This is a genomic window from Paenibacillus xylanexedens (assembly GCF_001908275.1).
Lineage (GTDB): Bacteria > Bacillota > Bacilli > Paenibacillales > Paenibacillaceae > Paenibacillus > Paenibacillus xylanexedens_A.
This window is the reverse complement of sequence record NZ_CP018620.1, coordinates 1,795,017-1,817,013: the sequence shown is the minus strand read 5'-3', so window position 1 is coordinate 1,817,013 and position 21,997 is coordinate 1,795,017. Positions and strand designations below refer to the sequence as shown.

Below are 21,997 nucleotides of genomic sequence, written 5' to 3'. Positions count from 1 at the left end.
AAATTTAAACTAAGCTAACCGGATTCCCAGACAACTGTCACATATTGAATCTCCCCTAACTGGAGATTGTATAATAGAACATGAGGTGATCTCGTTGAATGCAAACAAAGAACCCTATTCCATCGGTGAAGCAGCCAAACTGATCGGCTCCACGGTGAAAACGATCCGTTATTACGATGAGATTGAACTGTTACAACCCTCCAGTCATACGGAAGGTGGGCATCGACTCTATACAACGCAAGACCTGTGGCAACTCGAACTCATTACAACACTACGTTATTTGAATTTCAGCATACCGGATATTCGAAAACTCATGTCGGGTGAACTGGCGGTAGCACAGGCGTTGGATCTGCAGATTGAAGCCTTGGAAACCCAGATCGGCATGATGAATTCCATGCTCTCCATTTTGCAACAAGCCAAGCAGCATGAAGAAGAAACTTCACTGCGTTCGGAACAGTCTCTCACGTATATCTCCAGTCTGGTAGAATCCCTGACGGCCAATGCGAGCAGACGAAAACAATTTGTTGCTGCCAAGGTGGATGAATCCCATCTGCTGGACAGCATTCCGCAGGATTGGAGAGTGTCGTTTCTGCACTTTTTCGCTAAATACATGATGAAAGATACCAAACTGACGGCTCAGCAAACACTGGCCTGGAAGGAAATTCAGGAACTGATCAATGATCCGGCCTATTGGGCCGATCTGGCTCGGCTGGAGGTTCCGTTCTTCATTATGGCGAATCAGCCACAAGTCGAAGCAGACGTCTGGGTGAAAAAAATGGAGGCTATTCGCATTCGCACTACCGAAGCTCTGGACAAGCGTTGGGCCATCGATAGCCCTGCTGTGCAAAGCATGGTGTGGGACTTTGTGTTGATGTATGCAAGTGTCGAGCATGCTGAAACACCCGAAGTATTTTTTCGCAAACAGGCCCGATATATGCTGGACTCTGTGACCGATCGCATTCTGCGTTTTAACAAGCTGTGCAAGGTGATGAATCCCGAATGGAGCCAGGTTGTAGATGGCATTAACCTGTTACAGGAGGGCATGCGGTTACGATTAAAACAAATGGAAGAAGACTAAATTTCAGTCTCCTTCCATTTGTACGTTTAGCCTTTTTTCAACGAATAGGATTCATGTTCTCCCACTTCCTTGTCCATATGGAGCGGTTGCCCTTTCAAGTAGTGGTTGAAGAAATCAATCGTCGTATCGTTGACCAACTGTTGCGCTCCCCTCGCATCTACACCCTGTGTCCATTCAAGCAGTGGAGAGATCAGGTAGAGGTCGGAGAAACTCAGATGTTTGGTGTTGGTCAGCTCCATCCAGAAGTTCCCTCCTGCGGTTACCGGCTCATAGCGGTCGTACACTTCCTCGTAATATTTCTCGGCTTCCGGACGGGTCGTGCCCATCGCAGCAATTTCCTCGTCACTCATCACACTTGTGCCTGCAACGGTTGAATCTGCACTCATCATCAGGAACGGCTTGCCCACACCTTCCGCAGGGATACGTTTCTCGCCAAACAATACACCGTCCATATTCATGCCTGCTTTCACACGTGGATCATCCATTAACATCTGTACTGTCGTTGCTCCGCCAAATGAATGCCCAAACATGCCGATGTTGTCCAGATCCATACGTCCGGTAAAGCGTCCGCTCGGATCTCCCGCACCCAACTTCTCTACCTCATCCAGTACAAACTGTGCATCCTTAACCCATGTCTCATTCAACTTGTCCATGTAACTGAATTGCAGCTGTTCAAAGCCTTCTTTTCCTTCGGATTCAAACTGCGCCACACGTCCATCCGGGAATACGGATACCAGACTGCTATACGTGTGATTAATCCCTACAACAATGTAACCTTGACTGACCAGCTGCTCAACTTGGAACGTATTCTGATTTTCATAGCCATGAAGACCATGAGAGAAAAGAACAACTGGATACTTGGCTTCGGCATCAGATAACTGAGCTTCCTGAATCGCATGCGTTTTGACCTGACTCAGACTGGAAAATAAAAGCTTTGGCAGTTTCAGCACATCATTGAAGGCTGTCCCGTAGATCTCCGGCTTATTAACATAAGGAGCTGTTGCGCCCTCTGCGTCTGGATTCGTTGGATACCAGATCTGTACCATCAGCTCCCGTTGATCACCGGCAGAACTCGTCAGAAGTTCATCCCGACTGCTATCTGTCCAATCGTAGGATACCGTTCCGATTCCATAAGGACCTGCTGGCTTGGCAAACGAAAATATCGGGAACAGCAGTGGCAAGCCAATGCTCACAATAGCGTATACCAACACCAGAAGAGACGTTGCGATGATTCGAACACGTCCGAATTTCCTCGTCACAGTCGATGTGGAAGCAGATGCCCCGGAACCTTTGCTGTTCAGCGAGGTTACACCTGACTGTTGCTGGCGTCTTGCCTTTGTAAATAACACAACCAGTGGAACCAACGTGAGCAGATACGCCGGAATCATCGGCCAACGAAGTCCTTCGACCACACCATGGATGATCAGCAGCACACCCGATATGACGAATCCACCCCATATCATTTTCCGAAAATGTTGACTCTGTCTCCCGATCCCGATTACCCCCACGAATATAGGCAGGTTGAAAATAAGATAAATCCATTCTATTGTCCTCATAAGATGTATGCCCCCTTGTCTGCCTCCAATCTTAAAACCTCCAGTTACAGGAGATTCAAGCATGAATTTTGCGGATAAAAAAATGCACTCCCTGAATGACGCTGAACAACCCTCAGGTTCTCCATTGTATTCAAGGAATGCACGTATGAAATTACATTATAAATTGAATTTGGAATACGATACTAGCGATCTTCGCCGCCATCTATCCGTTGTCTTTTGCCAATGCCAAATGCGAAATATCCTGCCACCACGATTGCCATGAATGTAGCTCCAACAACCAGAGGTAAGCGCGTATCCGGGTTAAACGCCATACCGATAATGACGAGGATCAGATACACAATAATAATGTAATTGCTGATCGGGAACCATTTGGACTTGAAGTTATGATCCGCCATCTCGTTGCCCCAACGCTTTCTGAATCGGAACTGGCTGAACGCCAGCGCGAACCATGGAACCATACCCGGAAGAACACTTGCGCTGTAGATGTACAGGAACAGCTTGGAGTCCGGCATCAGGTAGTTCAGCACAACCCCTATCAGCAGCAAGGAGATTGTAATGACGATACTGTTGCGGGGAACCCCGCCTTTGGACAGCTTTTTGAAAAAAGCAGGTGCCTGCCCATTCTCAGCCAGCGTGTATAACATCCGTCCCGCACTGTAAATCCCGCTGTTACATCCCGACATGGCCGCCGTCAGCACCACGAAGTTAATGATCCCCGCTGCAGCAACAATACCAACTTTGGCAAAGGTGAGCACAAACGGGCTGCCCGTCTCGCCCACTTCATTCCAAGGGTACAATGTTACGATAACAAATATAGCTCCGACGTAGAAAATAAGAATACGCCATACGATATTTTTGATCGCTTTACGCAAGGTGTATTTCGGATTCTCCGCTTCGCCTGCTGTAATACCAACCATTTCAACCCCCTGATATGCAGCCGTTACGATACATAGCGCGAAGAGGAAACCTTTGATGCCTCCAGGGAAGAATCCGCCATGACTAAACAGATTCGACAGCCCGATTGGCTGTCCCCCATTCCCCCAGCCGAAGAAAATGAGACCCGTTCCGATCACGATCATGGCTACAATAGCCGTCACTTTGATCATCGCAAACCAGAATTCAAATTCTCCATAGAACTTCACAGCCGCCAGATTTGCCGCCGCAATGATGAGCACCCCAGCAAGTGCAGGCAGCCACTGCGGAATATCCGGGAACCAATACCCGACATAGATACCAATCGCCGTAACTTCCGCCATACCAACCGTAACCCATAGGAACCAGTAGCTCCAGGCGGTCAGAAATCCGGCAAGCGGACTAATATATTTGTGAGCAAATGTTGCAAACGAACCCGTGACCGGCTCCTGAATCAACATTTCCCCCATAATGCGCATGACAAAAAAGATAACGATACCAGCCAATAAATAAGCCAGCAGCACGGATGGACCTGCCCATTTGATCGTACTTGCCGATCCCATGAACAAACCAACGCCGATTGTACCTCCGAGTGCAATCAGCTCTACATGGCGGGGCTTTAGCCCTCTAGATAGTTGCTTTGATTCCAAACGATTCTCCCCTTTTCACATTCACATTAACGCAATGCAGAATTACTTCACCAAATTGTACGAGATGTGCCACAGAAATACAACAAGGAATGTGAGGAAGATTAGCTAAACAGGACTTTTACATGAAAAAGGTGCCGCTCCTCATGCCCTCACCTGACATGATTAGGATAACCCCTGATGATTTATTGCAATCAGAATAATCCTGATTTTTATCGCCACTGGAATAGTGATCTGAAAACCCATAAAAAAAGAGCTACCAGAAAAATATCTTTGGCAGCTCCAAATTGATTTTTGTAATCATCCGGAAGGCAAATGAACCATCACCGTTGTCCCCACGCCTACCTGGCTTTTCATTTCGACAGTTCCGTGATGAAGCATCACGATTTTTTTGACGATGGCGAGGCCCAGACCGTTACCACTGATGCTACGATCGCGTGACAGGTCTGTTTTATAAAACCGTTCGAAAACATAATCCAGTTGCTCTGGCGATATTCCAATACCCGAATCCGTTATCGTAAAAAAGATTCCATCCACAGACTGGCTCGTGCGTATTTCGATACGCCCGCCCACGGGAGTAAACTTAATGCTGTTGCCTAGTAAATTCATCCACACTTGGTTAAGCTGATCCTGATCTGCCCTTATTTTGATACCGTCCGCCAATTCTAAGTGAATTGGAATGCCTTTGGCTGACCATTGAGGCTCGCAAGTCACTACCACTTGCCTGATTTGCTCATCAAGATTATAGGTGGTTGCCTCGAACGGATGATGATCGGAATCCAGAGACGCAAGCTCCAGCAGATTATCACTTAGTCTGGATAGTCGTCCACTCTCTGTAATAATGATATCGAGGTAATAGTTACGATCAGCCTCAGCGACCAGGCTGCTGTTTTTCAAAGCCATGGCAAAACCGGAAATAGAGGTCAGCGGCGTTTGAATCTCGTGAGATACATTGGAAACAAAATCCTGTCTCATCTGTTCCAGCTGTTTAAGCTCACTCGCCATTTCATTGAAACTCTGCGTCAATGCTCCCATTTCGTCCACACGTTTTGTTTGGATTTCCACATTAAAATCACCCTTCGCCAGTCGTTTGGTTGCCCGCGTCAACACCTGAATCGGCTTTACCAAATACCTTGCAGCAATAAGGATACAAAAACTTCCGATCAACAGTGCAAACATTAACACCAATAAAATCATCCGATTAATGATATTTTCGTTCTGCGGAGAATACTGCATAAACATGGCTTGTGGTTCCCCTTTGTATGGAAAAGGAAGACCGATGAACGTCTGCTCCACTTCTCCGGGAGAACGATAGATCTGGCCCTGCAACACCATTTGAACCACTTCTGGTGCAATTTCAACGGTCTCTGTATGGTCTAGGTCATAAAAGGTTACGTTACCCGAAACGTCATAAAGATGAATGGGATAGGTGGACACTTTCACCATACTTTTGATGAACGCATCCCTGTCCTCAGGTTGCGTTCGCTCATATAGACGGATCAGTTCCTCCCCTACAGAAATCATGTCATTCTGACCGATATGATTTACTTCTTTTTTGAAAAGGAATATCCCGATGAAGAAAGAGGTCAGCAAGCTGAAAACAATGACGACCAGAAACGTGCAAATAATACGAACATATAAGGTTTTGATCATGTGATGACTAACCGGTAGCCCAGACTGCGGGCCGTTTCAATCTGAAAATGGTGTGCATCACCAGCGAATTTTTCCCTTAGTCGCTTGATATGAACATCAACTGTCCGGTCATCCCCTTCGTAATCACTCCCCCAGATCTTGATGATTAACTGTTCTCGGGTAAAAATCTGCCCAGGCTGGTTCGCCAGCATGAACAGCAATTCGAACTCCTTTAAAGGCAAATTGATTGTTTCCTCTCCACGAATCACTTGAAAGCTGCGTCGATTCAGCATAATGCCCCCTAGTTGAATGGTCTGGGAGGAGACAATCAAGTAACGTTTCAGCAAAGCTTTCACTCGCATCACAAGTTCAAGCGGATCAAAGGGTTTTGTTAAATAATCGTCTGTTCCCAACTGAAACCCCTTTACTTTCTGGGCCGATTCTCCTTTTACCGTGACCATTAGCAATGGCATATTCAGATCCATACGCCGGATCTCCCTGCATAATTCCCATCCATCCAATCGCGGCATCATAATATCAAGGATAACCAGATCGATATGGGATTTCCCCACAATCTCCAGTGCTTCCGCACCGTCCTTAGCTACCACAATCTCGAATCCTTCATTACGCAAAAACAAGGTAATCAGCTCACGAATATGCACATCGTCATCCACAACTAGGATTTTGGTCATATCAAATGCATGCCTCCGATATCTATCTTTTTTCTTCCACTTGGGAGGAGGCCTTCAACCAAAATGCCAGCCCAGCAGGTTCCAATGATAGAAAAATAAACTCAAGATCACTGCTGCTACCATTACGAACGTATAGTGCACACGCTTCAGTAACGTCCAATATTGGTTTTTCCATGCCAGGACGCTCATGATGAATATTGCCGCAGTCAACCCTACAAGGATAACCGGCATAAACAGATAGAGACGTAAAGATAGTGGAATATGGCTAAGCCGATCAATCAGATCCATGTTCATCACCAGAAGTGTTGCGCCCAAGGTTAATAGTCCCCATATAGACGTAATAGCTGCCAACCGAACTGCCCATTTCTGTGCTTTTGGCATCACTCTGATTTCGCGTCTGCGATAAACAAATCCATGCAATACAGTGATGAACAGAACAACCGAAATGCCGAGCAAGAGGAGCCAGAACTTCGATTGGTTCATTAACGGTGCAGGTTCCAGCGGCATTGGGTTTAATATATCCAGAAACAGATACGTGACCTCGCCCTCTGCATCGGTGCGGAACCCCATCTGATGTGTCCCTCCGACCTCCTGGAATAAATTCACGCCAATCGGAGTATATACTTGCTGATCTGCACCACTTCCAATAAACAGTCGGTTATCCGAAACCTCGATATTGATTTGAGTCAGAAAACTGAAAAACTTATCGATCTTTGTGTGATTACGGCGTGTAAATTGATAAGAGCCTGCATATTTTTCCAGAGACTCCCCTAATTCAATAGAAGTTTCATTAGGCTGCTCAGTTGCATGTACAGGATAGTATCGTTCAAAAAAGGCTTGCGCCAACCCTTCTGCTGCCGTTCCGCCTTCCCCTCCACTATAGGAAACAAAGATGCCCACTTTTTTGTCCGGTACAAGATAAAGCGCTGTATTAAACAGCTCATCGGCACCTCCATGAGAGATCACACGCAGTCCATTCATATTCAACTCGTAAAAGCCCAGATCCATGGCGGGTAAACGTTCATCAAACTGGAATGCCGGAGAATGCATGAGCTTGGCTGTTTCCGGCTTGAGCATTTGTTTATCTTCATATCGCCCGTCTTGAAGATGGGCAATCATGAAATGAGCCATATCGTTCGCCGAGACGCTTCCTGATCCCGCAGGACGGAATCCTCCCTCATACGTTGGCCGTTTGGTTACAAACTCGCCGTTGGCTCGGGCGTATCCAAGGACGGCATAAGGTTCCAGAGACGCTGGAACAGGCTCCTCTACCGTAGAATAATTCATGCCCAGCGGATCAAGTATATTTTTCTGTATATAGTCATTATAGGCAACACCGCTGACCTCTTCGACGATAAGTCCCGCGAGTGAGGCGCCATAATTGGAATACGACAGCATCTCGCCTGGTGGCTTAACCCTTGCAGGCATATGTTTTGCCATCGTTTCAGCAATAGAGACGGGAAGTTTCCCCGGATCGGTAGTGATCTGGTAACCTACACCGCCCTCCTCGAATCCTGCGGTATGGGTCATGAGATGGCGCAATGTAATCGGTTCCTCATAGGTTTTCGGTATTTTCACCGTTTTCAGATAGGTGTTGATATCTGTATCGAGATCAAGCTTGCCCGCCTCAACCAATTGCATCACGGCGGTCCATGTGAACAGCTTTGTTGTTGAAGCAATTCGAAATAAGCTGGTTTTGGGATCAACGGGTTTATTTTCTTCGATGTTCGAATGTCCGTACCCTTTGGAGAGCAGGATCTCCCCATCCTTCACAATCGAAATGACTGCGCCTGGAATTTGTAAAGATCGCATTTGCACATCCATCATCCCATCCATGAATGCCGTTAACTGATCAGTATCCTCCAGATTAGCTACGACTCCTTGCTCCAATTTACCCGAATTTAATCCCGGATTGGATACTGCTGCCGATAGTGGCATGGTCCCTAATCCAGTTGCCCCTAATATCATGCCTAACAATAACACCAGTAAAATCATTTTCCCAAAAATCTTTCTTATGAACGATGACATGACTTGCCCCCACCACTCCGCATATTTTTTAATACCTGTTCCTTACGCTTTCTTTCGAGAGCATATCAAGCACGTATGAACGGAGCGTGAACCTTTTTTCATATTTTGCCAAATCAAATTACCTTTAGTAAGATAGGAGCAGATTGAATAGAAAAAGGAGACTTAGCATGCCTGACTTTTTACTGGTTTTATTTTTGTTTAACCTGTCTCTCTTTCTGCTTCACGAAATGGATGCCATCAGGCGGTCCGAGTGGAAATTGTTTATGGTGTTAAAAGATATGGAAGATGATAAAGCCTATAGGTATTTCACTTGGATTCACCTGCCAATGTATACCATCATCCTCTCTCTTCTTTTTAGCTCATATCAGACCATTACATTTTGGGTGCTAGATATCTTTTTCATCATACATACCGTATTACACTTCTTTTTCGAAAAACATCCTCGAAATGAATTTAAAAACGGGTTCTCCAGATCATTGATCTACCCTATGGGAATAATCGCTTTAATTCATTTGATATTCCTAATCATCTAATCTGTTTACACCGACGGAATGAAGGAAGCTGGAAGGGTATTATAGAATAACAGTGAATATGGAGGTGTGCCTATGCAGCAGCATCATGCAGAACGAGTTGAATTATTTGTTTCCAACACCCAGATCATCAAGAAGTCGTTTAAATGGCAACATGCGATGATGCAACGTCTGGTTGCCCTGCTCTATGCAGCGGAGAATAAAACAGCCGATGGGGAAGCTATTCTTCAAAGCCATGAGTTGATTAAGCAAAACACAAAACTCTTCTCTGCATTCAGAGGTAATTCGGCCATTAGCATTGCTGCCATGCTCTCCCTTACAACGGATGAAGAGACGAGACTGGCAGACACCTTGCATGTCTATGACTTGATGAAAGAGATCAAATTCCGCAACTCCGATTATCTGGTTATTGCCGCCTATCAGATCGCTACTCAGACATCACCTGACCAGTTTCAACCTACGGTGGAGCGAGCCAAATCATTTTATGATGGCATGAAAGCAGAGCATCGCTTCCTCACTGGACAGGATGACTACATTTTCGCTGCCATGTTAGCCCTTTCCGATCTCAACGTAGATACTGGTGTGGCACGCATGGAACAACTCTACGGGGAATTAAAACCAGAGTTCTCTTCCAGAAATAGTGTGCAGGCGTTAACACAGGTCCTGGTTCTTGGAGATGATCCCCCGGATGCAGGTGCTCGTGTGATTGCTTTAAATGAAGCTTTTCGCAAAAGGGATCTTCGAATGGACAAAACGTACACATTACCATCTCTCGGGATACTTTCTCTACTGCCTTCGGACAGAGAGTCATTAGTGGATGAAGTCGCAGAAACAAATGACTGGTTACGGACTCAAAAAGGCTTCGGTGCCTGGTCAATCGACAAACAGGAGTTGCTCCTGTTCTCGTCTGCTCTGGTAGCCATTCAACATGTGGAGAATCTGCGGAACGGTGTGCTTACGACAGCAATCTCAACCAGTATCACAAATATTATCATCGCTCAACAAGCAGCCATGGCCGCAACTGCCGCAGCATCGGCTGCTGCCGCTTCTTCATCATCATCATCATCGAATTGACACCTAGAACTGGCTCCCAAAGTGTTTCAAGCATAATAAAAAACGAGTACCGGGGTGAACCCTGAGTACTCGTTTTCTTGTGGAACTCAATCATTTCCGACTTAATCATCGAGATGCGTGACTTTCCCTAATCCAGAACATACAGAGGCAGCGTGAAATAAAAAGAACTCCCTTTTCCGACTTCACTTTCTACGTGTATGTTTCCATCATGATACTGAATAATTTCCTTCGCAATCGCAAGTCCAATACCACTGCCCTGAACCACATGCCGATCATGTTTCTCACGGAAAAAGCGATCAAATACAAATGGCAGTGACTCTTCCATAATACCCGCTCCATTGTCCTCCACACGGATGGTAAGTCGTCCTGGAGAATCACCGTCATTTTCCCATTCCTCAATGGAACACTGAAGACGAATCATTCCACCTGCACCTGTATGCTGAATCGCGTTAAACACCAGATTGGTCAACACCTGAGTAATCCGATCCATATCAATCACGACTTGATAATCACTTCGCTGAGCAGTCGTAATGTTCATCTGAAACTCGTAGCTCATGTCAGCACGTGCGATGTCCAGCCTGAATTTGTCCTGAATGGTATCCATTAACTCCTGCAAGCTCATCATGATAAAGATCATTTCAGACTTGCCCGACTCCAGTCGGGACAACTCGAATAGATCGTGAATGAGACGATTCAGCCCCAGCGCCTTCACTAAGACCATTTGCAGATATACTTTTTGATCCTCTTCATTATCCACCAATCCGGATACAATTGCCTCCACATAACCCTGAATCGCAGTCATCGGTGTGCGCAGTTCATGCGATATATCGCTCAGCAATCGTCTGCGTGACAATTCCAGACGGCCCATATCTTTATTTTTCTGCTCCAGCTCTACTGTACGATTCTGAATACGATGCTCCAGGTTGGTATTTAACTCGGATAACTGCTGATTCAACTCTTCAAGCTGCTGTGCGTTCAGACTCAGCTCCTGAGCAGACCTTTTTAACAACAACAGTGTGCGTACACGGCTTATGAGTTCATTACGTCCAATCGGTTTTGATATATAATCATTGGCTCCGGCGGCAAAACAAGCTGTAATTGTATCATCTCGATTACTTGCTGTCATAATTAGAATAGGTAACTCAATCAGACTGTAGCGCTCCCTGATCAATCCGCATAGTTCATATCCCGACATGCCAACCATCATCATATCCGTGATCACCAGATCGAAATTCTGCAACTCATTCATACGCGCTAGCACTTCAGTGCCACTGTTCGCAATTTCAAACACACATGCCAGTGGTGCAAGCTGCTGAATCACCACCTGCAGGTTAACGGGCTCATCGTCCACAATTAATACACGATAAGGTTGGATCTCCGATTCTTTCGCGGAACTGACTTCCCTATTAAGAGCATGTGAACTTGCTGCCTTAGCTTCTGCAACAGAACGAAGGGTGCTTACGCCGTTCTGAATGAATTCATTGTTTTGCTTATCCGGTAGCGCAGTTGGAACATTCTTCTTATGCTGCCTGATGGTGAACGAGAAAAGGGAGCCTTGATTCACTTTCGACTGTACTTTAATCTCTCCTCCATGCAGCTCGACAAGTTGCTTGGTGATTTTTAGTCCAAGTCCGGTACCCGTGTTATCAATGGATTCCAGCTTTTCGAATGGATTGAAAATCATTGCAAATTTATCCTCCGGTATGCCAATCCCTGTATCCTCTACCTGAATTTCCACATCACCCTGCACAATCTGTGCACGAATCACGATATGACCCGATGGTGTGTACTTGATCGCATTGCCGACCAGATTAAACAAAATTTGCTGCATTCGATTCTCATCTGCTTCGATCGGTGGAAAATGGGGATCAATTCGATTGTGTAATAGAAGATCCCTACCAGTAATGAGCGGTTTAACCACGGTGAGGACCACCTGAACCAATTGGTGTAGGTTTATTTTGGTTCGATTCAGACGTACATCGTTATTTTTAAGAAGTGCATAATCCAGAATATCGTTAATCAGAAAAGACATACGTTGACCACTTGAGACGATCATGTTCAGATGCATTCGCTGGTTATCTTCCAACCGGTCATCCATGCTGTGTAGCAACGACTGCGTAAGCCCGATAATTCCGTTGAGCGGTGTACGAAGCTCGTGGGAGGTATTGGCCAGAAACTCATCTTTTACCCGATCCAATTCAAGCAGGCGCGAAGATAAACGTTCATTGGTTTTCATGGCATTGGAAAATTTGGTGGATACAATAATCGACAGACAAAGAATGAGAAAGAGAAGACCATATGAGAAATAGATTCCTGTTTGAATTATACCGTTATTCATTAAAATATCATTCACTACGGTAATGAAGAATACGATGGTACCTGCCAGCATCCAGTGTGCCCCAGCAAGTTTTTTCATGGCAGCTCGGACCACATTTTGAATGATCACAATCCCGATCAGAATCGCGTATGCCTGCATGAACAATGCAAACTTCGTATATACCTGAGTAGGTGTGAACAGGATAAACAAAGTGAACAGCAACCCTGGAATCCAAAATATACGTAATCGTTTGGACATCTCGTTGGGGAAAATGGAGTAACAAAAAAGTAGAGCAAGTGGAGAGCTGCCCAAGAAGCCTAAATACTCAATTTTAAGGAACGTATCACCACTCATTCCCGGAATAAGCTCTGATAAAATGTACTGGGAATCAGAGCTGTTCTTCATGGCCAGCAGAATGCAGATCAGACCAAAATACAGAGACTCCCGATTTTTGCGCAACAATGCATACAACAGGATATGGTAGAGCCCCATAATCAACATGCAGCCAATAATCATGCTCTCGGATACCATTTTGTATTTCATGGATTGATTCAATTGATTATATTCACCGATCGTTAGAGAGCCAAACAGACCCGCTTTTCGATGTGTATAGTTCGAAACTTGAATAATAATATCAGCTTGGGTCTGCCCTGCCTCCATTCGGATTAGAGCAGGCACCTTATATGAGGAAGATTCCTTTAACGTTCGTCCGACAATCCCACTTTCGGATACCAGTTTGCCATTAATCCACAATCGGTGTGCGGAAGTTATCCCTGAGGTTAGTAATCCCAGCTCTATATCTTGCTCAGGTAAATCCACCACCAGACGATACGTGGCGAATCCCGTATTATCCAGCTTATGCCCACTGATTTCATAATTCCTCCAAGATTCTGGAACATTAACGTAACTTACCGGACCGGTTCGTTCACTGGCAAAATCCTTGGGCTCCAGCAATTGTTTCCAATAGAATGCCCACTCGCCATCTAACCGACTTCCTTCTCCAGAGGACAGAGCTTCACTGGTAATCGTTAAACGCCCATCCTGAACTTCTGCATTCATCTGATTAGAAGGTAATTCGAACAAGATCAGTACCGTAAAAATCAGAAAAAATAGCATAACAGGGATGATGTAATACAGGAAAGAAGTACGTTTATTCATGAGATTCCCACCACGGTGTCCCCTCTTTTAACTGAATAAAAAACCGAACTATCGGGTTCATGCATGTATCATAGCACAACCCTATTGTTCAGATGCCATAGTTTTCAAGCCAGCGCTGAATGTTCTTCTCCTGCATGTGAAGATACGTATTGATCCACTGGTGGAGATGCATGCGGCGCGGATCAACGGCGATGGCAATATCGTCATCCTGATCCTCCAGCTGCACATATTGAAGGTCAAGGGAGTAGGCTGGGTTTTGATCCAAATAACGTGAAATTTCAAATGCATCATAGACTGCAGCGATCACTTCGCCTTGCCGCACACGATCAAACAATTCGGAAGTATTCTTGTAGGCAATCTGTTTATGCGTGGGGAAGAGCTCACGTGTGAAACCTACGTAAGACGTGCCTTGAACAATGCCGATCTGTGTTCCACGTTGCTGAAGCAGCGTTAGCACATCGGGAAATTCGTTTTTTTTGCCGAGCTCCGCAAGTTGAAGGCGGTTAATCAGCAGTGCTTGTTTGAAATGCAGATACGCATTGGAGAACAGTACTCGCTTCGCCCGCTCCAGGGTGATACTCAATTTGGATATGCCGACATCCACCTCCCCGGAAGACACCTGATCAATCACTTCATCGAAAGAATCCGCTGTTCGGATATACTCCGGTTTAACTCCAAGTTTAAGAGCGATGTCGTTGGCAAGCTCAACATCGCTCCCGCGCAGTAACCCTTCTTCATCGGTGTAAAAGAACGGATAACGGTCCTCTACCTTCAATCCAATCCTCAGCTTGCCCCTGCTCAAAATATCCCGAATATCTTGCGGATATCCTTCTAATTCTTCCGCAGTATAAACTCTTGGTTCCCTTCCCTTAACTGCATTAGCTGCTGTGATGTCCGTTTCTGCTGCCCGAGACGGAGCCGTTTCAGTCTGCGGACTTGCTATGGTTGATACAGCGTCTCGGGATACGCTTGTACAGGATGAGAGGATAAGTCCTATGGTTAACATGAACAACAGCAAGATGCACAGCCGGTCGTACCTTCTGATCATGGTTAGCCCCCTTCTCCTGCAAGTGGAAGCTGCGTTTTGCGAAAACAAGCTGCACATACGCTCATCTCGTACACTGCAATTCGAATGTGGCAGACTTTGCAACGCGCAATTGAAACAGTCGCCAGTCCACCGACAACCTCTTCCAGTTCTTCTTCCAGCAGTTCATCGGACTGGCGGTTCTCCTGCTCCGCATCGTTTCCATTCTGTTGATATCCCATCTTCTGCCTCTTTCGAAGATTACTGAAGCCGTATTGTCTCAGATCATATCAGAGAACAGACGGAATACCGTAACCCCACGTTATATTTTGACCACTCATGCCCTGACCATAATCAAGTAACAGGCCTAGACCTTGTACAAGCTCTTCCAATTCAGGCACAGAAGGTTTTAAGGTGAACATATCATAGATCTTCCTGCGACTTCGTCCGGCGTTAATGTGGTTCTCCATACGGTAGTAACCAAACGTTAACGTATTGACCGAGACTCGAAAAGGCGTCATCTCTTTGGCGAAGCTTTTGACATATGCTTGGGCACCCTGGTTATACACCGGAGAAGAAGGAAATCCACTATAGTGCATCATATCTGCCAGTAGGGGCACGATCATCTGTCCATTCTGTTTACGCGCCATAAAATGACCTGCTGCACGGGTATATAGAAAGAGTTCACTTAACTGACGATGACTGGTTAGAGCAAAAGCCGCCGGATCACTTTGGAGCTCAGACAGTTCATCCACCCAGCTACTGCCATGAATATAGAAGTCGAGCCCCTGCATATGCTCGGCAGATGCTGACAGTACGGATTCAATTCCCTTCATTCCCAGGTCCGGCGCAACAATAGTCCGGCAGTTCTTCTGGTCGTGCACAGACAGATCGGAATGAAACTGCTCTGCTTGTTCTGATGTGGCGAAGCTTGCTGTAATCTGCAAGCCACGATGTAACAAATATACAACCATCATCTGCATAGCTGTACTCTCTGCATGATGCACATACGCCGTTTTCATTAGCTTCCCTCCCTCTGATTGCAATTCAAGTTTGCCCTTAACGCAAAAAGCCGCCATCCAGTTTTAATGTCTGTCCGGTATGATAACGTGCCGCAGGTCCTGCGAGGTATATCACCGCTTCAGCTACCTCTTCCGCAGACCCTTGCCTTCCGGTGAGGGTGTGGCGCAGAAAATCATTCAGCTTCTCTTGCGACACCTCCTCCGTCATCTCGGTATCAATCATACCTGGTGCGATGGCACTGACCTGAATGTTGTGTGATGCATAGAGGCGGGCATATAACTTCGTCAGCCCCATCAAAGCCCCTTTGGAAGCTGCATAATTGCTTTGACCTTCCCGCCCATATATACCGCTCACCGACACCAGGTTGATAATGCTTCCACTGTCCTGAAGAACCATGTAGCTGACCGCCTCCTGTGAGCAATAACAGGCACCAACATAATTGGTGTCCAGCACCTCATTCCACTGTTGCTCTTCCATCCGCAGTGCCATCTGGTCGCTCGATCTTCCGGCATTATTGATCAGGACATCCACACGGCCAAATGTATCAAATACCTCTTTCATCACATCCGCTACAAAAGCATGGTCCGCAACAGAGCCCTTGAACAACCGCATCCGTCCGCCTGCTGCACTCACCGCTTCTGTTAGCCGGTCCGCTGCAGCGTCATCCCTGACATAAATGCCTGCCACAATGGCTCCCTCTGCAATAAATCTCAGCGCTATGGCCCGCCCTATGCCCCGTGATACCCCTGTAACCACAACGACGTGATCACGAAAGGTCATTGGCCTCGCGTTCCTTTGGTCTTTCTGGCCATAATCAGTTCGGCAATAGATTGCACATTTTTCAGATGGATCTGTAACTCTGTCGCGGGAAGGTCCTCGACCATCACGCCATATATTTCTTCCATACCAACCATAACCTCGAACGCCTCCACAGAGTCCAGTCCCAGTTCTTCACCGAACAAAATCATGTCATCCGTAATTTCCTCTGCGGTGATGTCCTCCAGTTTGAGCCGATCAATTAACAACGTTTGTTTGATTGTCTGTTTGATCTCATCCATCTCTACCTCGTAATTCACTGTCATATGTGTAAGCCTCCTATAATTTTTCAATTAACACGGTTCACTCAGCGACGCTACTGACGATTGCCGCAGAATAACTGCCATTCACTGTAGAGCTGATGGTCAAAATATGCTGGTATGCAGAAGATCGCTCAGGCAGGCCCAGATGGGCGTAGGTACCTTTGGCAAGTTCGTGCATGGCTCCCGGGCTTACAAGCTCTGCAGCCGCCGCGAGGTGTAACATCGAACTGTACGATTCTCCATAACCAGTGCACGCATTAAGGGTCATGATCGGCACGAATGGTGCGACCTTACCTTTCCCCATCGAGGATATGGCGCTCTGCTCTAATTCCAATTCACCGGGACGTCCCACTGAGTTGAGCAAAATCAGATCCATTTGCCCCATGCTGGTTTCAGCTTCATGGAGTGCATCGGTAACTGCCCGGATCAACGCCTCGCTCTGTCTCGAAGCGTCCTGTGCTGCGCCAGAAGCAACACCGAGTCCACTCAATTCCGCATAGATCCCGGATCGCGTATGATCAGCTTCTTCCAGATCACTGAGGACCATACAGACACTGCCTTCCGTCATCTCGTAACGGCTGTCCTGCAATCCTTTGGCCCGGTCGATATCCTCCGCAAGCTGGGATCGTTCATCTCCAGCACCAATCAGACAAGATGTCAGGGCTCCCTCTCGTATCTTGCCCGTTGCATACAATGCGGCAGTCAATCCCTCGTTGCCTCCTGTGCTGAAGGAGCTATTGAATCCCTTAAATTGCAATTTCTCAGCCGTCTGACCAGCAATGGAATTAATGACCGTATGCGGGAAATAGATCGTACTTGCATACTCCGGGCCTTTGACAAATACAGATTCCAGAAAGTTCGAAATACTGCTCGTGCTTCCTCGTGCTGTACCGTAGATAAAGCCCGTATGTTCCCGCTGAGACTCGCCCAGCGCTGCATCCTCCATCGCTGCAAGAACTGCACCAATCGTATTCTGTGTGAGCTGGTTCATTCTGCGCTCATATTTGCTCTTATCGTAATCTTTTAAGGAGAAGAAGGACGTTTCCGTTACCTGTTCGGTGCCCTTACCAAAAGCCCCGAGTACATTCCCCTTACGGATATCCCCTTTGCTGACGGCACCCACTCCAGTAATGACAACACGTCGTCGGGGGACTTCCTCGCCCGGATGCCCTGCAAGTGAATTCTCACGTTCAGGATTCTGCACGCTCGAATACCGCTCTTCTTCAATTCCATTTGTACGCAGCACAAGCGACACATTGTGTCCTCCGAAGCCAGAATTGTTGCAGATCATATATTCCGGGCGCATCGGACGCATCGAATGTTGAATGATATCAACATCCTCGCAGCCTTCGCGAGCTTCTTCAAAATGAAGCGTAGCGGGAACGTATCCTTGCCTGATAGCGTAGAGCGAGGTAACCAGCTCCAATGCAGCCGAAGTACCTAATGTATGACCAAAATAGGCTTTGCTTGAGCTGATAGGAATCGACAGATTAGGCCCGAAACTACCCTGCAGACCACTAATTTCAGCACGATCATTCGCCTGTGTTCCAGTCCCGTGTGCGTTTACGTATTCAATATCTGTTTTGGATACTCCGGCAAGGCTGATCGCCATATCCACTGCACGTTGTATACCTGCACCTTCCGGGTGAGAAGCCGTCATATGATGGGCATCGTTACTCAACCCATAGGCACATAATTCAGCATAGATCGTTGCATCACGCTCAAGTGCAGCGTCCAGTCTCTCCAATACAACAAAGGCTGCACCTTCTCCCAAGTTCAATCCGTATTGGGTGCTGAAGGGTGAAGAGGGACGTGAATTAAGTGCACGGAGTACATTAAATCCGGCATATACACTATGCGACAATGGGTCAGATCCACCAGCGAGCATCACATCGGCATACCCCCAGCGAATGAGATCACTTGCATAGCCTATGGCATTGCCACTCGCAGCACATGCCGTATTTAACGTTGCGACCGGACCTGCCACACCCAGAACTCGCGCTGCATCATCGCCCTGCTGATAAAATGGATACCGGGACGTATGATCAACGTCCAACTCAGACAGGTTCCACTGCTCTTCCAAAGATAGAACTCCACCGTTACACGTACCCAGCGTGAGTCCGATCCGCGCAGGAAGAACGGATGGCTTTCCACCTGTTCCTTTTTCCCTGTCGTGATGCTTCATGTTATCCGCATGTGCTATTGAAAGGCCACTATCGATTAACGCTTTCCTCGCAGCAGCGATGGCATACCGTGCACATAAGTCCATGGATAGCTCCGCTGTGCCTGCAAGTACTCCTTCACGGATGGAATCCTCCAACTGACCTGCAAGTGAACTCTGTAACTTATCCGTGTCGAAGCGGGTTACTTCCCGAATTCCGGTCACAGCAGCAAGCATACGCTCATATACCATCTGCGGGTGATCGCCGAGCGCGCATAATACGCCCATTCCTGTAATCACGACACGATCCTTCGTGTTGGTATTCTCTCTGTCGCTCATATTCGTCCTCCTCTCCTTATCCCAATCGGATATAACTGCTTCGCTTCTCACTCGTCTTCCAGGAATACGGTGCAAGCCACTGCCGGGAAAGCTTCATCATGATTGGTGTACTTTGGTTAACTGTGAACATCGCGTGGGGGATGCCTGCCTCCGTTTGAACCCGGATGGATCTGCCCAGCATCTGAAAGGCCAGACCGAACTGTTGATATTCCGGCGCAATATACAGTGCATCATACAAGATCGTGTCCTCGTCCAGTCGATACGTCATCGACCACCCCTGAACTCCCTGTGTGGATTGAATACCAAAGCTGTTGCTTGGTTCCAGGGGAGCAAAGGTTTTGAACGGAGACAAAAATGAAGGGAAATCATGCTCTCCTGTTTCAATGGATTGTCTAAGTTGCCCCTCTTCCTGATCTGCCCATAGAAATAACTCCAGCCCATTGGGGATAGCTCGTTCCCTTAACCAGGTCGCCTCAGCAATTCCGCTTCCAAGATGGATATGGAAAACGACTGATTCACATTGAGGCTGTATCCAGCCTTCCTTATGCAATAAAGCTTCGATCGTATCCGTCGAAGACTTGTCAGAGTAATAGCTCAGAGAGAGCGTAGCCATTTCTTTCTCCATACATAAAATTCGTGCTTCCTGGAGCAACGATGTAGCGATTTTTTGCCTTCTCCATGGCTTCGATACGAAGATACACTGTAAGACTGCATGCCCGTATCCACCCCGCTGCTCAAGCACAAGCAGGCCCACGGGGACACCTTGCGATTCTGCTCCGATTAACATGAACCGTTCAGATTCCATTGGGTCATTCAAGCTCTGTTCCACTTGTTTGTATAACCACTGAAACATGAACGATTTATACTTCAACCTGTCCTGGAGTGTTAGCCGTTTGATAGTGATCATAGTTATCCTTTCTGGCTGACAATAGTGAAGTGGTTAGACATTGTATGGATACATTCGCAGCCGTAATGATAGGATCAACAATTGGATTCATAGCCAAAAGCAGAATGATGGTGACCTCGGAAGGCAGACCGAGCATCTCCGCAATAACCGCGATCATGCCAATAGAGACAACACCCGGGGAGCCTGCACCAGCAATCGATATCACCACAGCCCCTGCAAGCACCACGATCCACTGCGACAACGTAAAGTCAAAATCATACAATTGGACCGTAAAGGTGATGCCAAGCGTATACACAAGCACCATACTGTAACGGCACATGATCATGCCCAGGGGTACGACCAATTGAACGATACGCGGATCTTGCTGAAGCTTCATACTCAGTGCCTCCATACAGGTTGGAACGGTGGCGATACTATTCCGTGTACCGAATGCCAGAATTAACGCATCCTTCAATGCAGACAGGACGACCCGGACAGGCTTCCGCAATGTTACAGCCATGATCACAATAGATAGCACAATCAGAATCACGCTGGAAATGTAAAACATCATGATCAACTTCATCATGGCAGGTAGAATATCCAAATTTAGTGTTGCGAACTGCCCTGCCATCATACAGAAGAGTGCAAAAGGCAATGCGTACATGGACCAGGAGATCACCTTTTGAAACGCTCCAAACAATACATCAGCAATCTTCAGCACGTCATCTCCCTGCGGTGTCCGCATCATGCCGACTGCCACCCCAACGATCACGGAAAAAAACAAGATTTGCAGCGTATTGTTTTCCGTCAGCGCTGTGAATATATTGGATGGAATCATGTTAAGCAAAAACGAAAATATCCCCTGCGGCTTCTCTTCGATGGACAGGGCACTGTTATCGGCGCTCAGATCGTATACAATCGCCCCAAGTACATGTTTGGATTCTTCTGGAAGCCCTGCGCCCGGACGGCCGATTCCACCAAGACCGAGACCTAGCAGACCGCAGAATATCAACGCCAAGGCATATACCATGCCCATACGAACGATCATCTTCATCGCTCCGCTCTGGATAAACAGACTGCCAATACTGGAGATAATGGCGGTCATCATAATGGGAATGACACACATCTTCAGAAAGGACAAGTACAGATCTCCAAACCGCGATATCGCATGAGCTAATTCCGGTACATATATACCTGCCGCAATTCCGGATACCATACCGAGTACAATCATCCAGAATGATTTGATCCACTTCAATGAGAAAGCTGTCTTCCTTGACACGCAGGCACCTCTTGTTCGTCATTGTAGCCATGGTGACTGCTGCACTGAATTCCTGATCAGACAGCGGACTTTTCGGCTCGTGTTAAGCAAGTTGGAGTGCGATCCTACCTGGGTAGGGGATCGCACTCCAATTCATTCCATGCTTTTTAATATAAGTATGAAGTATATAAGGAAGACTACTTGGCTTGTGCGTTACCGTAATTCTCTCCAACACGGATGGCTGCTCTTGCAGCATCCTCGGCAATACTACCCACGCCATTGAAGAAATCAGTTGCTCCATCCTTGCTGCCACCAGCCACAGATTCCAGCTCGGTTTCTGTCAACTCATCCGCCTCGCCGCGTGCTTCTGGCAATACAATCGTTGCGTGGTAACCTGTTCCATCCACTACATTGATTTTGAACTCACGTGGTACTTCTTGACCTGTTTCCTGTTGAATCGCTGCGTAGATGTCGCTTACAGCCAATGCGCGGAATGCTGCATCCGAACTTGCCTTAGCCATAACTGCGTTTACCGTTTCTTGAATCTGCTCTTCTGTCCAACTCATGTAATGATTCCTCCAATAGATCGATTTGGTTTCTTAC

The 21,997-nt window shown here is 46.9% G+C and carries 18 protein-coding genes; 3 read left to right on the top strand and 15 right to left on the bottom strand.

Features of this window, described 5'->3' with window-relative positions; all coding sequences use genetic code 11:
• The first annotated feature begins 94 nt into the window (after positions 1–94).
• The gene (locus BS614_RS08035) at positions 95–1,078 is read left to right on the top strand and encodes a MerR family transcriptional regulator (RefSeq protein ID WP_167544388.1); all 984 of its coding nucleotides are present in this window, start codon (positions 95–97) and stop codon (positions 1,076–1,078) included.
• Positions 1,079–1,104: 26 nt separating this feature from the next.
• Here the strand turns inward: BS614_RS08035 and BS614_RS08030 are convergent, their stop codons facing one another.
• From BS614_RS08030 to BS614_RS08010, 5 genes are all read right to left on the bottom strand, one after another.
• Positions 1,105–2,634 (bottom strand): alpha/beta hydrolase family protein, encoded by a 1,530-nt coding sequence (locus BS614_RS08030; protein ID WP_074093580.1) that lies wholly within the window; start codon positions 2,632–2,634, stop codon positions 1,105–1,107.
• Between the two features lie 182 nt (positions 2,635–2,816).
• Positions 2,817–4,196 (bottom strand): amino acid permease, encoded by a 1,380-nt coding sequence (locus tag BS614_RS08025; protein WP_074093579.1) that lies wholly within the window; start codon positions 4,194–4,196, stop codon positions 2,817–2,819.
• Positions 4,197–4,493: 297 nt separating this feature from the next.
• The gene (locus tag BS614_RS08020) at positions 4,494–5,846 is read right to left on the bottom strand and encodes a sensor histidine kinase (RefSeq protein ID WP_074093578.1); all 1,353 of its coding nucleotides are present in this window, start codon (positions 5,844–5,846) and stop codon (positions 4,494–4,496) included.
• Positions 5,843–6,517 carry a response regulator transcription factor gene (locus tag BS614_RS08015; RefSeq protein ID WP_074093577.1) on the bottom strand — a complete coding sequence of 225 codons (675 nt, stop codon included), beginning with the start codon at positions 6,515–6,517 and terminating at the stop codon, positions 5,843–5,845. Before BS614_RS08015 ends, BS614_RS08020 begins: the two co-directional genes overlap by 4 nt.
• Before the next feature lie 54 nt (positions 6,518–6,571).
• Positions 6,572–8,545 (bottom strand): serine hydrolase domain-containing protein, encoded by a 1,974-nt coding sequence (locus BS614_RS08010; RefSeq protein WP_074093576.1) that lies wholly within the window; start codon positions 8,543–8,545, stop codon positions 6,572–6,574.
• A gap of 167 nt (positions 8,546–8,712) precedes the next feature.
• Here BS614_RS08010 and BS614_RS32445 point away from each other — a divergent pair, with 167 nt between their 5' ends.
• Both BS614_RS32445 and BS614_RS08000 read left to right on the top strand, forming a co-directional pair.
• Entirely contained in the window at positions 8,713–9,078 is a 366-nt protein-coding gene (locus BS614_RS32445; protein WP_017690584.1) for a DUF6713 family protein, read from the top strand.
• Between the two features lie 72 nt (positions 9,079–9,150).
• On the top strand, positions 9,151–10,149 hold the full coding sequence (locus tag BS614_RS08000) for a DUF4003 family protein (protein WP_074093575.1): 999 nt from the start codon (positions 9,151–9,153) through the stop codon (positions 10,147–10,149).
• 127 nt (positions 10,150–10,276) lie between these two features.
• Here BS614_RS08000 and BS614_RS07995 read toward each other — a convergent pair whose 3' ends face one another.
• From BS614_RS07995 to BS614_RS07950, 10 genes are all read right to left on the bottom strand, one after another.
• Positions 10,277–13,624 carry an ATP-binding protein gene (locus BS614_RS07995; RefSeq protein WP_074093574.1) on the bottom strand — a complete coding sequence of 1,116 codons (3,348 nt, stop codon included), beginning with the start codon at positions 13,622–13,624 and terminating at the stop codon, positions 10,277–10,279.
• Between the two features lie 88 nt (positions 13,625–13,712).
• Entirely contained in the window at positions 13,713–14,672 is a 960-nt protein-coding gene (locus BS614_RS07990) for a substrate-binding periplasmic protein (RefSeq protein WP_074093573.1), read from the bottom strand.
• Between the two features lie 2 nt (positions 14,673–14,674).
• Positions 14,675–14,890, bottom strand: coding sequence for a hypothetical protein (locus BS614_RS07985; protein WP_017690588.1), 216 nt, complete (start codon positions 14,888–14,890; stop codon positions 14,675–14,677).
• Between the two features lie 48 nt (positions 14,891–14,938).
• Positions 14,939–15,670, bottom strand: a complete 732-nt coding sequence (locus BS614_RS07980) for a hypothetical protein (RefSeq protein ID WP_074093572.1) — start codon at positions 15,668–15,670, stop codon at positions 14,939–14,941.
• A gap of 37 nt (positions 15,671–15,707) precedes the next feature.
• Positions 15,708–16,451 (bottom strand): SDR family oxidoreductase, encoded by a 744-nt coding sequence (locus BS614_RS07975; RefSeq protein ID WP_074093571.1) that lies wholly within the window; start codon positions 16,449–16,451, stop codon positions 15,708–15,710.
• Positions 16,448–16,753, bottom strand: coding sequence for a phosphopantetheine-binding protein (locus BS614_RS07970; RefSeq protein ID WP_084174454.1), 306 nt, complete (start codon positions 16,751–16,753; stop codon positions 16,448–16,450). The genes BS614_RS07975 and BS614_RS07970 overlap by 4 nt, the downstream gene beginning before the upstream one ends.
• Before the next feature lie 37 nt (positions 16,754–16,790).
• On the bottom strand, positions 16,791–19,250 hold the full coding sequence (locus BS614_RS07965; protein ID WP_074093570.1) for a beta-ketoacyl-[acyl-carrier-protein] synthase family protein: 2,460 nt from the start codon (positions 19,248–19,250) through the stop codon (positions 16,791–16,793).
• Positions 19,251–19,266: 16 nt separating this feature from the next.
• Positions 19,267–20,103: a GNAT family N-acetyltransferase gene (locus tag BS614_RS07960; protein WP_074093569.1), complete on the bottom strand. Its 837-nt coding sequence runs from the start codon at positions 20,101–20,103 to the stop codon at positions 19,267–19,269.
• A 7-nt stretch (positions 20,104–20,110) separates the two neighbouring features.
• A complete protein-coding gene (locus tag BS614_RS07955) occupies positions 20,111–21,415 on the bottom strand; it encodes a dicarboxylate/amino acid:cation symporter (protein ID WP_074093568.1) in 1,305 nt (434 codons plus the stop codon).
• 176 nt (positions 21,416–21,591) lie between these two features.
• Entirely contained in the window at positions 21,592–21,960 is a 369-nt protein-coding gene (locus BS614_RS07950; RefSeq protein ID WP_017690595.1) for a hypothetical protein, read from the bottom strand.
• Positions 21,961–21,997: the final 37 nt, after the last annotated feature.

Coding starts and splice junctions, on each gene's coding strand:
- BS614_RS07975 (WP_074093571.1), bottom strand. CDS start 16,451: ATGACCTTTCGTGATCACGTCGTTGTGGTTACAGGGGTATCACGGGGC.
- BS614_RS08010 (WP_074093576.1), bottom strand. CDS start 8,545: ATGTCATCGTTCATAAGAAAGATTTTTGGGAAAATGATTTTACTGGTG.
- BS614_RS08030 (WP_074093580.1), bottom strand. CDS start 2,634: ATGAGGACAATAGAATGGATTTATCTTATTTTCAACCTGCCTATATTC.
- BS614_RS07950 (WP_017690595.1), bottom strand. CDS start 21,960: ATGAGTTGGACAGAAGAGCAGATTCAAGAAACGGTAAACGCAGTTATG.
- BS614_RS08000 (WP_074093575.1), top strand. CDS start 9,151: ATGCAGCAGCATCATGCAGAACGAGTTGAATTATTTGTTTCCAACACC.
- BS614_RS07970 (WP_084174454.1), bottom strand. CDS start 16,753: ATGACAGTGAATTACGAGGTAGAGATGGATGAGATCAAACAGACAATC.
- BS614_RS07990 (WP_074093573.1), bottom strand. CDS start 14,672: ATGATCAGAAGGTACGACCGGCTGTGCATCTTGCTGTTGTTCATGTTA.
- BS614_RS07995 (WP_074093574.1), bottom strand. CDS start 13,624: ATGAATAAACGTACTTCTTTCCTGTATTACATCATCCCTGTTATGCTA.
- BS614_RS07980 (WP_074093572.1), bottom strand. CDS start 15,670: ATGAAAACGGCGTATGTGCATCATGCAGAGAGTACAGCTATGCAGATG.
- BS614_RS08015 (WP_074093577.1), bottom strand. CDS start 6,517: ATGACCAAAATCCTAGTTGTGGATGACGATGTGCATATTCGTGAGCTG.
- BS614_RS08020 (WP_074093578.1), bottom strand. CDS start 5,846: ATGATCAAAACCTTATATGTTCGTATTATTTGCACGTTTCTGGTCGTC.
- BS614_RS07960 (WP_074093569.1), bottom strand. CDS start 20,103: ATGTTTCAGTGGTTATACAAACAAGTGGAACAGAGCTTGAATGACCCA.
- BS614_RS07985 (WP_017690588.1), bottom strand. CDS start 14,890: ATGGGATATCAACAGAATGGAAACGATGCGGAGCAGGAGAACCGCCAG.
- BS614_RS07965 (WP_074093570.1), bottom strand. CDS start 19,250: ATGAGCGACAGAGAGAATACCAACACGAAGGATCGTGTCGTGATTACA.
- BS614_RS32445 (WP_017690584.1), top strand. CDS start 8,713: ATGCCTGACTTTTTACTGGTTTTATTTTTGTTTAACCTGTCTCTCTTT.